Raw genomic sequence first — 13,744 nt, forward strand, 5'->3', positions numbered from 1 at the left:
TTTCGCAACACCAACCGGCGCTGCAGCGCCCTTCGTTTCCTTCGTCTCGCCGAGGTGGTCATGAGCGTTGTCGTCAGTAATATCAAAGATCTCAAAGGGGTCCAAAAAGCCGCCATCCTCATGATCGCGATGGGCGACGACATTGCCGCTGAAATCTTTAAATGTTTGGAAGAGGACGAGATTCAGGAAGTGTCGCGCGAAATTGCGATGCTCAAACACATCCAGCCCGAAATCGCCGATCAGGTCATTGAAGAATTTCACCTGATGGCCATGGCCAAAAAATACATCACCCAGGGTGGTATCGAGTTCGCCAAGAAATTGCTGATTAAATCCGTCGGCCCCGACATGGCCCGGAAAATCGTCGACCGTTTGGCCCGCGCCTTGGAAGCATCGGCCGGCTTCACCTCCCTGGAACGCGCCAACCCGCAGCAGTTGGCCAAGTTTATTCAGAACGAACACCCGCAAACCGTCGCCCTGATCATGGCCCACCTCGACGCCTCGCATGGGGCCGACGTGCTCGCCGCCTTGCCCGAGAGCTTGCGCGCCGAGGTTGCCATGCGCATGGCCTCGCTGGAAGAGATCTCGCCACAGGTTATTCGCCGGATCTCGCTGATCCTCGAGCAAAAGCTGGAAGCCATCGGGGGGTTCAACGTGGAAGAGTACGGTGGTGTCCGGGCCGTTGCCGAAATGTTCAACCGTATGGAACGCAACGTCGGCCGCCAGGTTTTGGAAAAAATCGAATCCATCAACCCCGATTTGGCCGCCTCGATTCGCGATCTGATGTTTGTGTTCGACGACATCCTGCTCATCGACGATCAGGGCATTTCCGAGATCCTCAAGCGGGTGGACCGCAAGGTGCTCAGTTACGCGCTCAAGGGAACGTCCGAGGAGTTGCAGGCACAGGTCTTCCGCAACATGTCCTCGCGTGCCGTTGAGATGTTGAAAGAAGAAATGGAATACCTGGGCGCCGTCAAACTCAAAGAGGTTGAGAAAGCACAGCACCAGGTGGTCGAGGTCGTACGCCAGTTGGAAGAAGAAGGTATTATCACCATCGGTGGATCCGGCGGAGGCGACGAGTATGTCACGTAGGATCATCAAAAACCGGCAAACCATTTCAACCGAGGGTTTTCAGTTTGACGCCGTGCGTCACGAGTCCGAGGAGGGCGATCCCTATTCTCCGCCGCCCAATTCCTTGGAGGCCGACGCCGAGTTGGACGCCTTCCAGGAAAACGCGTTTGGCGGTCAGGGTGGCGCGCCGGGTGGATTCATGGGTGGGGCGGCCGGGACGGCCAACGCCGCCCAACATGTGGATGTGGAATCGCTGATCGCGCGGGCGCGCGAGGAAGCCGATCTCATCATTCGCGGCGCCCAAGAACACGCCAGCGCCATCGAACGCGACGCCTACGAAAAAGGCTTGGAGGAAGGTCGCAAAACCGGCGAGATTATGGCCGACCAACAACTGCAGCAAATGCTCAACCATTACCAGTTCGCGCTGACCCAAATCGACCAAATGCGCGCGCTCCTGTTGGATCAAATGCAGCTCGATGTGTTGGACTTGGTGTGGCACACCGCCCAGAAAGTCCTCAAGGCCGAGCTAAAATCCAACCCTCAATCCATTTTGCCCATGATTAAGGACGCCATTCACACCCTCAAACACCGGCGTAATATCACCATTTTTCTCAATCCCGTCGACCACACCTTCATCAACTCACTTTCCGAAAATGAACGCCAAAGCTGGTTGGGCACCTCGGTTCATTTAGAAATCGATCCGCAGCTTTCTCGCGGTGGCTTTCGCATTGACACCGTCGCCGGCGAATTGGACGCCCGCATTGAGGTCCAGTTTCAGCAGTTACAACAGCACGTACAGCAACATTTCGAGAAACCTTCATGATCGAAATTGCGCGGCTCAAACAGCTCATCGACCAGGCGCCCAGCTACCGCCTGGTCGGGCGGGTGACCCGCGTGTCCGGGTTGGTCGTCGAATCCCAGGGGCCGAGCACGCGCATCGGAGAATTGTGCAGTATTGCCTCCCATGAGGGTGTCGGCGGTTATCCGGCCGAGGTGATCGGTTTCCAAGAGAACCGGGTGCTGCTCATGCCGCTCGGAACCACCACCGGCATCAAACTCGGCGACGTTGTCGAGGCATCCGGCACCTTGCCGACCGTCGGTGTGTCGGCTGATTTACTGGGGCGTGTGCTGGACGGGCAGGGGCAACCCATAGACGATGGGCCGCCGATCAAAGCGGACAGTTTTTATCCCATTCAGGGCGCGCCCATCAATCCCTTGTCGCGCAAGCCGATTCGCGAGGTGTTTTCCACCGGGATTCGCGCCATCGACGGCATGTTGACCTGCGGCAAAGGCCAGCGGGTCGGGATTTTCGCTGGTTCGGGCGTGGGCAAGTCGACCTTGCTGGGCATGATTGCGCGGCGTTCGTCGGCCGACATCAACGTGATCTCCCTCGTGGGTGAGCGCGGCCGCGAACTTACGTCTTTTTTAGAAAACGATCTCGGCCCCGATGGCTTGGCCCGTTCCGTGGTGGTGATTTCCACCTCCGACAGCCCGCCGCTGATTCGCATGCGCGCCGCGTTGACCGCCACCGCCGTCGCCGAATATTTCAAGGACCAAGGCCAAAACGTGTTGCTGATGATGGATTCGGTAACCCGCTTCGCCATGGCCCAACGCGAGGTCGGTCTCAGCGCCGGTGAGCCGCCTTCCTCCAAGGGTTACACCCCGTCCGTGTTTGCCCTACTCCCGCAACTTTTGGAGCGCGCCGGCAACTTCCAGGAAGGCAGCATTTCCGCCATTTACACCGTGTTGGTGGAGGGCGACGATATGAACGAACCCATCGCCGACGCCGTGCGCGGGATCCTCGACGGCCACGTGGTGCTCAGCCGCAAACTCGCCGGCAAAAACCACTATCCCGCCATCGACATCCTCGCCTCGCTCTCGCGGCTTATGAAAAGTTTGGTCACCAACGAGCAGGTCCAGCTCGCCGGCAAGGTACGCGACCTCATGGCAACCTACGTCGATGCCGAAGACCTTATTAACATCGGCGCCTACGCCGCCGGTTCCAACCCCAACATCGACCAGGCCATTGCCTTTAACGAACCCATCGAGGCTTTTTTGCGGCAAAGCGTTGAGGAAGCCTCCAGCCATCCTGAGGCGCTGGCGCACCTCGCCGAAATTTTCGGGCTGGACATCAACCAGTTCGTCCAAGGCGACGGCCCGATTGCTACCACCTAAGGGCGCTGAGGACCTATGAAGAAGTTTCAATTCCGCTTGGAAAGCGTGTTAAAAGTGCGCGGTATCCACCGCAAACAGGCCGAACGGGACTTGGCGATTGCCCAAACGCGGGTAACGCGCACCCGGCAAGCACTGGAGGAAACCCAACAGGATTACCAACATTCGTTTCTAACCCCGGCTGATCCCCGCATCAACCCGCATTTTTGGCGCCAAACCGCCGAGCATTACCGCGAAGGGTTGCGACAACGCGAGGCCGAACTCACCGAGCAACTGGCCAAACAAGAAAAAGCACTGGAACAACAACGCGAGAACCTCGCCCTTCGTATGAAAGAGGAGAAGGCGATGGAAAAACTCAAGGAAGGCCGGCGCGCCGGCCACCAGGCCGAGGTCGACGCCCAGTTTCAGAAGGAAATTGAGGAGTTGGATCTGCTCAAGCGGGGGAAGCGATGAACATCAAGCGTTTTGTGGTTTGGGGACTTTGGGTGTCGGTGGCTGTTTCCGCCGCATGGGTGTTTGCCCAGGAGGATCCGCCGCCCGCCGATCCGCCCGCGCAAGCGGAACAAACCGCGGCGGCGGCCGATGAACCCTTGAGCGAGGAGCAGGAAGCGACCAAGGCCGTGTCGCTTGCCGATTTGGAATACGCGCGCGAGACGATCATGGCCGAGCGCGAAACCGCCGCCAAGCAGAAACGCCGCATTGAACAATTGCTGGAAGAATTGAAAAACCAGGACGAGGCCTTGGGCGCGCGTGAAGAGCAAATTCAACAAACGATTGCCTCGTTTCGCAGTGGTCAGGATGAATTCGAGATCCCGATCCAGTTGGTGCAGCACTACGAATCACGACGTGCGACCGTGGCCGCGCCGGACTTTATCAAGCTTTACAACAAGGAACCCATGGTTGCCGTCACCCTGGTTCGCCGCATGAAAAAGAAGAAGTCGGCCAAACTCATCGATGAGGTGGCCAAGCTCAGTGAGAATGGCAAGAGAATTGCTGCTAGTATTCACGCCGCCATTGGAACCGGCAAACTCGAAGAAACCAATTAATTGGTTTGATTGAGTTTGAACAGGGTATGCCCTTTTTATCAAGGGGCAACGCCGCGCCGATCAGCTGCTTTTTAGCTGGGTCGGACCGCCGCGCTGTGCCCGCCGGTAACCAAGGATCGGAAGTTTTTGATTGGGTCGCAATCAATGGTTTGTTGCGATGCTTCATCAGGGAAGATGAAGAGATGTAAGTGTCTGTTGAAACTGTGCTTGTGGGCGGATGTCGCTGGGACGATGTCGAGGTGCGGTTGGACGAAACGAGGCCCGGTGGGAGCGTGACTTATGAACGTATCGACCCTTGGCGTGGAAACGGGAACGGCCGGCAGGCGTGTCGGTAAAAAAGGGAAAAAAACCGGTAAATCGCTTTTTTTCTCCCTACTCGATAAGGCCCAGATGGGCTCGGCAAAATTTGCCGCGCTGGGCAAAGCCGCGGCAAAATCTGCGCGCATCGCCGGGGTGCATCCCAAACAGTCGGGGTTGCTCGAACAGTTACGTGCCGGACGCGAATCCACCCGCCACAAGGTTACCCAAAAAGGCGCCCTGATTCCCAAGGTGAGTGCCAATGCCGTTAAAGAACGCGCCGCCGCCGTCGGCGTCACACCCGGCCGCTTGAAACAAGCCGGTGAAGGTGACCATGAACGCTTGGTCGGCGAAGCTTTGGCCTACCTAAAAGGCGAAAAAGGGGAGGAGGAAAACGGCACGGGGCGCAAACGCAAACCCCTGCTGAGCGCGGCCGAGGATTGGAACTTGGGCGCCGCCGTCGTTGCCGACAAGCAGGCCAAAACGAGCAAAGGCAAACACGGCCGAGCCTTGCTGGAGAAAAGCGAGGACGGCAAAGGAAAGGCGTTGGCCCAAGGTGAGTCTTTACCCGTTGCCGAGGGCAAGAAATCGCGGGTGCGCTTGTTGAAACCGGCCGCTGATGCCGATGTTGCCGGCCTGAATGGCACGCAGGGTAAAGGAACGAACAGGGGTCGGGAAACCGACGGTTTGAAAAAAGGCGCCGCCAACATGTCGCTTGAGAGCTTGAAACTTCAAGGCGCCGAGGCACAGGCGCCGATCAAGCGGTCCGCGGAGATTGCGTCCCTCAATCCCGCCGTCGCTCAAAAAAACAAGGCCGCGCCTGAAAAGAAACACGCGGCCAAAGCCGGTCTTTTCGTCGGTGATCTTGGCGGCGAAACAACCAAAGGGTCCCGGCATGGTGCCGCCCTAGCCAACGCGGCAAAGGCCGACACGGGTAGCGGCGATGCTCAAAAACGCGCCCGTGCGGTGCAGCCGGTGCCGGAAAAAGCTGAGGCGAAAAAGGCCGCATCCAAGGAAGCGGCCGCGCCCGCCCCATCGCTAAGCGACGCCCAAGCCGCCGCCGGCGAAAAGAAAGGTGCAGCCAACGCCGCCGCCGCAGCTTCGGCCGCCACCGCGCCAAAGGCCGCGGCGGGTAAGGTGAGCGTGCCCCGTGAATGGCAGGCTCAGGTTGACGTGCGGGAATCGCGGGAGAAGGTGGCCGTTCCCCAACCGCGGCGTTCGAAGCAAGCCGCGCCGGTGGTGGAGCGGGAACGACCCCGGGTGAACGGAGACCAGCTTGCGGAATCGGGCAAAAAAGAAACCAAGGTCACCGCAACCGAGAAGCCGAAGGAAAAAGCCAAAGCTGTTGAGACCAAATCCGTGACATCGGAAACCAAGGTGACCGTGACCGAACAAAGCCGGTCGGAAAGCGGGCGTGGCCTGAGCGCCTTACGTGAATCCTTGGCGCGGGTCAAAGCACAAGATCCGGCAAGTAGCCAAAAGCTCGATCAACAACTCGGCGGGGCCGAGGTGCGGCAAACGGCTTGGCAGGCGGGTGACATGCTGCAGGCAGGCGTGGATCAGGACCAAGGTGGCGGCTTCCAATTCCAACGGGGCGCCATGATGGGACGTGCCGCCATGGAAGGCAACGGGGGCGGTCGCGGCGTCGAAACCTCCTTTGCCGCGGTACAAGCGCAGGCCGTGGAACGCGCCGCCGCGATGGGTGAATCCGCCGCGAGTGGCGAAAGCAACCTTCCGCAACCCGCCTTCAGCATGCTGGAAGACGGTATGGAAGAAGCCTATCTGATCAAACCCAAATCGGTGACCGTCAAACTGAAACCGGCCGAGTTGGGCGAGGTCAAAATCACCATTACACGTGAGGGCGACCAGATGCAGGCCCAAATCGAAACCCAATCAAGCCGCACCGCCAAGTTGATCCGCGATCATCAGGCCGAGTTGGAGCAGTCGATGCGTGAGCGCGGCATGGAGTTCGAGCGTTTTGACGTGCGCGAGGAACGCGAGCGCCAAGACCCGGAGGAGCACCAACGCCAAAACGGCCAACAGCAAGCATCGGCCAACGGTGAGGACGCCGACCAAAGACGCGAGGCGTTCCAAGAACGGCAAGCAGCCCACGGCGCCGATTCCGAGGGTGACGACACCCGAGCCGAGGAGAACGCCGCCGCGACGACCGGCCCCACTTCCGTGGGCGGCGACGGTGGCAACGGCCCGCTCGACATCACCGCCTGACCTGCCTATCTCACAAGGAATTCTGCTACGGGGTAACCTATGCGATTACGAGGGTTTGCCTTCCGCGGGGCGGCCATCCGCATTACTCGGTCGAGCCGCCTTGGCCTCAGCTGCTACGCCGAATGGTCGGCCCCGCGAATGGTCGGCCCCGCGAAAGGTCGGGCCCCTGTGCCGTGGCTTGCTCGTCATCTTCGCACGCACAAGGCTTTCAGCTTCTCGCGACGAATCCTCGTAAGCAATGCGGGCTAACCGCATTACAAGCGGTAGCGCACTTTTAGGAAAAACTGGTCGGCGATGGTCTCGCGCCAACCCGCCGCGAACAAGCGGCTAAAGCCGAGGGTGCGTTCCATTTCGGCGTAATCACCGCCCCGTGAATAAACCGCCGCAATTTCCGTGAGCGGTCCCAGTAGGTAGCGATAGCGAATTTGCAAACCGGAGTTACTGACCACAAAATCATCGACCGGACCCGCGACCGGGTTTAAGGTGCCGTCCGCCGCCGCGCGATAGCGGTCACGACCACGCGCGCTGATACCGATCCACTGGAATTTGAGGCGTAATTCTTGGGACCGAGCCGGGAACCAGTCCAGGTTGAGCGCGGTGTCCCAGGTTTCGTGGCGAAAACTGGCTAAATCGTTGTCGCGTTCCCAGATCAACCATTCATCGCCCTTGCGGAAGTTGGGTTGCAGCGACAGGTTGAGGTTGTCGTTGATGAAGAGGGCGAACGAGGGTTCGACTTCCCACGCGTATTCGTTCATCGCCTCGGGTGTGAGCAGGAAGGAAAGGTCGTAGCGAAACACGCCGACCGAAGGGCCCACGTAATTCACATAAAACAAGGTTTGTTTGGGATAACGCACCAGGTTGTTGCCGCGTGTTACCCGATCGTCCATGCCGGTGGTTTCGTGTTCCATCACGATCTCTAATTCGGCCGTATTCTTGAATTGGGTTGTATGGGCCAGTTCTACCGCGACAGGAAGGTGATCGCCGGCGGTATTTTGCGAAAAGGCCAGCTCGCCCTCCAGTTCTTGTTCTTGAATGGGACTTTTCGCTGAAAAGGTGCGCTTGCGGCGCGTCAGGTTAAGCTCCATGTCCTCAACATCATTGCGGCTCATGAACCCCAAATCGTTGATGTCGTAGGAGGCATCGTAACGGGACATTTCGCCGCCGATGGACCAGCTATCGTTGGGTGACCAGTCGGCCCGCACCCAGGCACCGCGGCCGTCCTCTTTTTCGCCCGCTTCCTCCGCGCGGGTGTTAATGATTTGGCCGCGCACCAATACGCCGGGTTTGGGTTTGAATTCCAGGTCGACCGCGGTCATCAGCGCGTCGCGGTCCAAGGTGGGGCGGTCGGTCCAGCCCGCCACGGCGCCGATGCGCATGCGTTGCCCGTTGTAGCGGGCGCGTGCCACGTAAAAGTCGCTGCCTTGGGCTGTGTCCGCGTCGTCCTCGGCCGCACCGAACACGCCGAATTCCCAGTTCGCCGCCTGGCCCGTGTATTTAAGCGCCGCCAGGATATCGGCCGGGCCCGCCTCGGGGTTGTCGTGGCTCGCGCCGATGCGGCGGGTATGAATCAGGCGACCGCCTTTGGTGGTGCTCATGTCGAACAGGGCCTGGTTCTCGGTAAAAAAGGGTCGTTTCTCCGAGAAAAAGGCTTCCACCGCCGAGAAGTTCACGATCAAATCGTCGCTTTCCACCTGACCAAAGTCGGGGTTGATGGTGAGGGTTACCTGGTGGTTGCCGTTGGGTTTCCAAAAAAGGTCGAGTCCGCCGTCGAAGTCCTCGTCCCCGTTGCGTTCGTCGCGGATGGCGGTGGCATAAGGGAAAAAGTCGAGCAGGGAACTTTTGAAGTTGGGCACGCTGACCGGATGGAAATCGGCGACAAAGGTGGGGCGTTCCCAACTGGCGCCGGGAAACGAATAGCGAATGCCGCGTTCGTGGATGACACGGGAGAAAAAAACGTTGATGTTGCGCTGATCGCCGCGGCCTTTGGCGGCGGGAACGGCTGACCAGGGAACGCGGAGTTCCACATACCAATGGGTGTCGCTTTCGCTGACCGCGTGTTCCCAAAAGCCGTCCCAATCGTAGGAAAAGCGTTTTTGATCGGCGATGATGCCGTCCTGGATGGAATTGGCGAGGGAGACCGTGAACTCGTAGGCCGTGCTGCCGTTGTTCTGGAAATCAATCATGACCGAAACGCGGTCGGCTTCGAGGCTTTGGTCGCGTGGTTTCTTGGCGCGGGTGCGGCTGAGTTCGGGTGGATGGCTGTTCTCAAAACCGATCAGGAGCCCGTCGGCGGTGGCGACGAGGCGAACGCGCGTGGGGTATTGGGGCGTGGCCAGCGTGAGCGGTTGGGTGGTGACGAATTGGTCGAAAACCCGTGCGTCCTGCCAATGATCCTCATCAAGCCGCCCGTCAATCACCGCGGTTTCGGCGAGGGAAGGGGAACCCAGCAGCAGAGCGAGACAGATCAGTGCGCGCATAAACCACCTCAGGAGAAGGAATCGGTGCAACCGAAACAAACTAAACCATTTCAAGGAAGGGGGCAAGCGGTGTGCGTCAGCAGAGCCAAGGTGCCGCGGCGAAGCACGCAACTCCAAGACCGAGATGTTGGCATGTCGGATCGCCGACACACGGCCAAGCGCCTCGTACTCCAGGGAAACACGGTACCGACCTGAACCACGCGTGTCGTGCTACGGCGAAGTCGGCTCGACCGAGTCGGGCGGAAGGCCGCCCCCTCGTAATCGCATGGCTTTCGGCTTCGTAGCAGAATTCCTTGTGAGAAATGCGGGTTAGGTAACACTGCCGCATAAATTGGTGAACGTTTGAGCGGGCGTTAAGCGGTGTTCAGGCGGGCTTCCGGGACGGCGTTTTCTTCGGGGAGTTCGATGATGAAGCGGGCGCCGTGGTTGCGACCTTCGCTTTCCGCCCAAAGGCGCCCGCCCATGTCGGCGATGGTGTTGGCGGTGAGGTGCAGGCTGAGGTCGTGTTCGTCGCCCTGTTTGGAATGACCGCGGCGGAAGATGAGCGATAGTTCCTCTTTGGCCAGACCTACCCCGTTGTCGCTGACGATGATGCGGAAGCGACCGTCGCCCGTCCATTCGTCGGTAATGTGGATCGCGCCGCCTGGTTGATGTTCCACGGCGCGCGCCGCGTTGCCAATCAAGTGGTGCAACACGGTGATCAGTTTGAAGCGCTGCAAAGGGACTTTTTTCCGCGCGGATATATCGGCGGTGATGGGGATGTTCATTCCGGCCAGGTTGCCCGACTCTGCTTGAATTAATTCCTGGAGTAACTCCTGTAAATCCACTTCTTCGCAGTAACCCGCGACCTGTGCGTAAGATTCCTGGGCCGAGACGATGTCGCGAATCCCTTCAATGGTTTGTAGCAGGTGATCGGCTTCCTCGCGGGCGGCGTTTTCGTTTTCCCGAATCAGTTGAATAATGGTGGCCACACCTTTGGCCAGTTGCTCGCGGGTGATTTCGGGTTGTTGGTCGTCCGTGTCGGACAGATGGTCGGCGATGCGTTGCAAGGTCGCCCGAATGCGCTCGGTGCTGATGTTCTCTTGCAGGACGACGGCGGAGGACACAAGCGAGTTCAACGCGTTGCCGAGATTGTGCAACACGCTGGCGGCGATTTCGGCACGGCCCGCCAGATGGGCGGTTTCGATCAAGCGCCTTTGGGTTTGGCGCAGATTTTCGGTGGTTTTGAGGATTTTTTCCACATGGCAGGCTTTGGTCAGCGCGGTGATGGCATGCTCACGGAAGCGAACGAGTCGCGCGACCACGCCGTCGTCGATCAGTTCGCGACTGGATTCGTGGTCGAAGACCAACACGCCCTCCAGCAAATGATCGTCGACGGGAAGGGTGACGGTCAGCAACGAACCGGGCATGGGCAGGCCGGCGAACTTTTCGCGCCCAGGCTGATTGGCGGGGTTGCTGATCAACCAAACCCCGTCGGCGAGACCGACCTGGCCGGTGTAACGGCGGGTTGCTTCCTGGAAGTCAAACCGAATCGGCGACACCGTTTGGGCCTCGTAGCCGGCAAGGGCGGCAAAGGTAAAGTGATCGGTTTGGTGATCACGCAACAACAAACCGCCGCTTTTGACGTCGGGCAGCAGGTTTATCGCTTGCGAGAGCAGGGCTTGGGCGAGCGCTTTCATCTCGACCTCGCGGTTGACGGTTTTGACCACCTCGTTCAAGGTCTCCAATTCCTGGTTTTGCATCTTCAAGTCGGCGGTACGTTCCGAGACTTTGCGTTCCAGATCCAAGGTGGCGCGTTTCAGTTGGGCGTGGACATCGACCCTTGCCCGCAGCTCTTCCTTGGTGACGGGTTTGGTCAGGTAATCGTTGGCGCCGGCCTTAAAGCCGCGCACCAAATCTTGCAATCGTGATTTGGCGGTGAGAAAAAGCACGGGCAGTTCGTTGGGAGGGTGGTTTTCGCGAATGACCTCGCAAACCTGGTAACCCGACATGTTGGGCATCATGATGTCCAACAAAACCAGATGGAATACCTCGGGGCCGGCTAATTTCTGTAAGGCTTCCGCGCCCGAGCCGGCCTGGACGATTTCGTAATCGTGAATGGAAAGGTGGTTGACCAATACTTGGCGGTTCACTTCCTCATCGTCTACCACCAAAATGCGAAACATCCCTGAATCGTCCACGGCGTGTGGGGTTGCCTCGGGCGCGGGGAGCGGCGCGAGCGGCTCCCAAATGTGGGACCGTTTGGGTTCAACCGCCGGGGTGGCGGTTTCTCGTGTGGTGTTCCCCGTGGCGATGGGCAACGTAAAGCGGAAGGTGGTTCCTTTTTCTTCCTGTGATTCAACCCAAATGTCGCCGCCGTGGAGGGTGACCAGTTCCTTGGTGATCGCCAATCCCAAGCCGGTACCGGAAAAACGGCGCGAGAGGGCGCTGTCAACCTGTTCAAAAGCCTTGAAAATGGATTCGAAATGGGCCTCGGGAATGCCGATCCCACTGTCTTCAATGGCAACGGTCACAAACTGATCGCCGGCTCGGGCGCTGACGCGAATGAAGCCGGTGTCGGTGAACTTGACGGCATTGTGAATGAGGTTGTGGAGGATTTGGATCAAGCGGTTTTCGTCGGCTTGGACCTTGGCCAGGCCCACGGGGACCTGGTTGGTGATTTCCAAGGTTTTTTTCCCAAGCGTGGGTCGCGTGAAGTCGAGCACCATTTCAACCACGGCGTGGAGTTGGACCGGCTGGGTTTGGATATCCAAGGATTGTTTGGCGATTTTCGAATAATCGAGGAGGTCGTCGATGAGGGTGCTAAGCCGTCTGCCACCGGCGATGATCATGCCGAGGTTGCGCTGGGTGGCTGGGTTGAGTTCACCGGTCGCGCCGTCGGCCAGTGACTCGGCAAGGCCGATAATCCCGTTGAGCGGGGTGCGCAGTTCGTGGGAGGTATTGGCGAGAAAGGCGTCTTTCATGCGGTCCAAGCGGAGGAGGTGTTCGTTCAGTTGTTTTTCGCGATCATACTTACGGCTCGCCATGTTGCGTGCGACCAACGCCAAAATAAACGAAAACAGCAGTACCAAAATGAGCATGGAGGCATTGCGTAACCGCTTTTGAGCGATGACTTGTTTTTCCTTGCGTTCGTTCTCCTTCTTCAGGCGCGCGATTTCACCCTCGCGTTGGTCGTTTTCAAACTTGGCCTGCAAGCCGGTTACGGCACGGGTCGCCTCGGCGTTAAACAGTTTGTCCTGCAAATCCTTGTGGATTTGGTGGGCGAGGTAGGCTTTTTCCCAAAGTCCGTTGTCGGCCGCAATGGCGGCATAGTTGTGGTAGGCGATGCTCACGTCCTCGGTATTTTGGGAGTTTCTGATGATTTCGACCGCTTCCTCAATGCGTTCCAGGGCGATTTTGGGTTGGCCCGCCTGATACGCCTGTAACGCGGCTTCCAACTTGGTACCGCCGATAAATTCGGGGTGACCCAATTCCCGCGCGAGTTCGGTGGCGCGGTCGCCGTAGAGTTTGCTTTTTTCGAGATCGCCGAGGAGGCGGTAAATGCGCGCCACGTTGAGATGGGCTTGGCATAAATCGCGTGGATCGCCGTAATCGATGAGAATGTCGAGGGCGCGATCAAACATAACGCGCGCCTGTTCCAAATCGTCCCTGTTCATATAAACAAAGCCGATGTTGTTGAGCGTTTGCGCAAGGGAAGCCTGCATGTTTAGCTTCTCCTTGAGCGCCAGCGATTTATGAAAAAATTCGAGCGCGTTTTCGTGCTGTTTGAGGGTTTGGTACACCATACCGATGTTGTTGAGGGTTCGGGCTTGGGCTTTTTCCATGCCGGCCGCCTGGTAGCGTTGCAACGCGCGCAGGCTGTAATCCAGCGAGATTTCAAATTCGCCGAGGCGTCGGTGGAACACGCCGAGGTTGTTCAGCGTTTCGGCGATTTCTTCAGGTGGGGCGCGCGACTCCATGAGGCCGAGTGCGGCGCGGTTGTCGTCGATGGCGGCGCGGTATTCACCGGCGTAAAACGAAAGGATGGCGCGGTCGGTCAGCGCCTCGGCATACCAAAAACTGCCGTCTGCACCCATGGCCGACGAAGCTTTGAGCCGTTCCTTGAGGAGCACGCGCGCCTTGTCCTCGTGTTCTAAGTTGAGGTTGGCCCAAAAGGCGAGTTTCAGCGCGTGTTGTTCATGGTTTGGGTTGGGAAACCGGCGCAGGTGTTCCCGTAGTTCGGGGAGAACGGTTTCCAAAACCTTGGTGGGCTGCTGGTCCACCCATTGGTCGCCCTGTTCCAGCAATGCTTCGATTTTGGCGGTGTCGGCCTCGCTTTGCGCACCAAGGGGCGGGGTGGCCAAGATCAGGACGAGGCACCCCATGAGCCCACCCAAAAGACGGGCCCCCGGGGGTGGCATGAAACGAGATCCAGAAGAATGCGACAAAATGGGACATCCCTTTGACCTAAGAAGCACG

The 13,744-nt window shown here is 58.8% G+C and carries 8 protein-coding genes; 6 read left to right on the plus strand and 2 right to left on the minus strand.

Annotated elements, in window-relative coordinates; all coding sequences use genetic code 11:
• The first annotated feature begins 60 nt into the window (after positions 1–60).
• From fliG to J3U88_RS03860, 6 genes are all read left to right on the plus strand, one after another.
• Positions 61–1,089: a flagellar motor switch protein FliG gene (gene fliG, locus J3U88_RS03835; protein WP_207856889.1), complete on the plus strand. Its 1,029-nt coding sequence runs from the start codon at positions 61–63 to the stop codon at positions 1,087–1,089.
• Positions 1,079–1,891, plus strand: coding sequence for a FliH/SctL family protein (locus J3U88_RS03840; RefSeq protein WP_207856891.1), 813 nt, complete (start codon positions 1,079–1,081; stop codon positions 1,889–1,891). The genes fliG and J3U88_RS03840 overlap by 11 nt, the downstream gene beginning before the upstream one ends.
• Positions 1,888–3,243, plus strand: coding sequence for a flagellar protein export ATPase FliI (fliI, locus tag J3U88_RS03845; RefSeq protein WP_207856892.1), 1,356 nt, complete (start codon positions 1,888–1,890; stop codon positions 3,241–3,243). The genes J3U88_RS03840 and fliI overlap by 4 nt, the downstream gene beginning before the upstream one ends.
• Positions 3,244–3,258: 15 nt before the next feature.
• Entirely contained in the window at positions 3,259–3,693 is a 435-nt protein-coding gene (locus tag J3U88_RS03850) for a flagellar export protein FliJ (RefSeq protein WP_207856894.1), read from the plus strand.
• Positions 3,690–4,286 carry a hypothetical protein gene (locus J3U88_RS03855; protein ID WP_207856896.1) on the plus strand — a complete coding sequence of 199 codons (597 nt, stop codon included), beginning with the start codon at positions 3,690–3,692 and terminating at the stop codon, positions 4,284–4,286. Before J3U88_RS03850 ends, J3U88_RS03855 begins: the two co-directional genes overlap by 4 nt.
• A 279-nt stretch (positions 4,287–4,565) precedes the next feature.
• On the plus strand, positions 4,566–6,809 hold the full coding sequence (locus J3U88_RS03860; protein ID WP_207856898.1) for a flagellar hook-length control protein FliK: 2,244 nt from the start codon (positions 4,566–4,568) through the stop codon (positions 6,807–6,809).
• Positions 6,810–7,063: 254 nt separating this feature from the next.
• Here J3U88_RS03860 and J3U88_RS03865 read toward each other — a convergent pair whose 3' ends face one another.
• Both J3U88_RS03865 and J3U88_RS03870 read right to left on the minus strand, forming a co-directional pair.
• Positions 7,064–9,286 carry a DUF5916 domain-containing protein gene (locus J3U88_RS03865; RefSeq protein ID WP_207856900.1) on the minus strand — a complete coding sequence of 741 codons (2,223 nt, stop codon included), beginning with the start codon at positions 9,284–9,286 and terminating at the stop codon, positions 7,064–7,066.
• Between the two features lie 353 nt (positions 9,287–9,639).
• Positions 9,640–13,650: an ATP-binding protein gene (locus J3U88_RS03870; protein WP_207856901.1), complete on the minus strand. Its 4,011-nt coding sequence runs from the start codon at positions 13,648–13,650 to the stop codon at positions 9,640–9,642.
• Positions 13,651–13,744: the final 94 nt, after the last annotated feature.

The organism is Acanthopleuribacter pedis (genome assembly GCF_017377855.1).
GTDB lineage: Bacteria > Acidobacteriota > Holophagae > Acanthopleuribacterales > Acanthopleuribacteraceae > Acanthopleuribacter > Acanthopleuribacter pedis.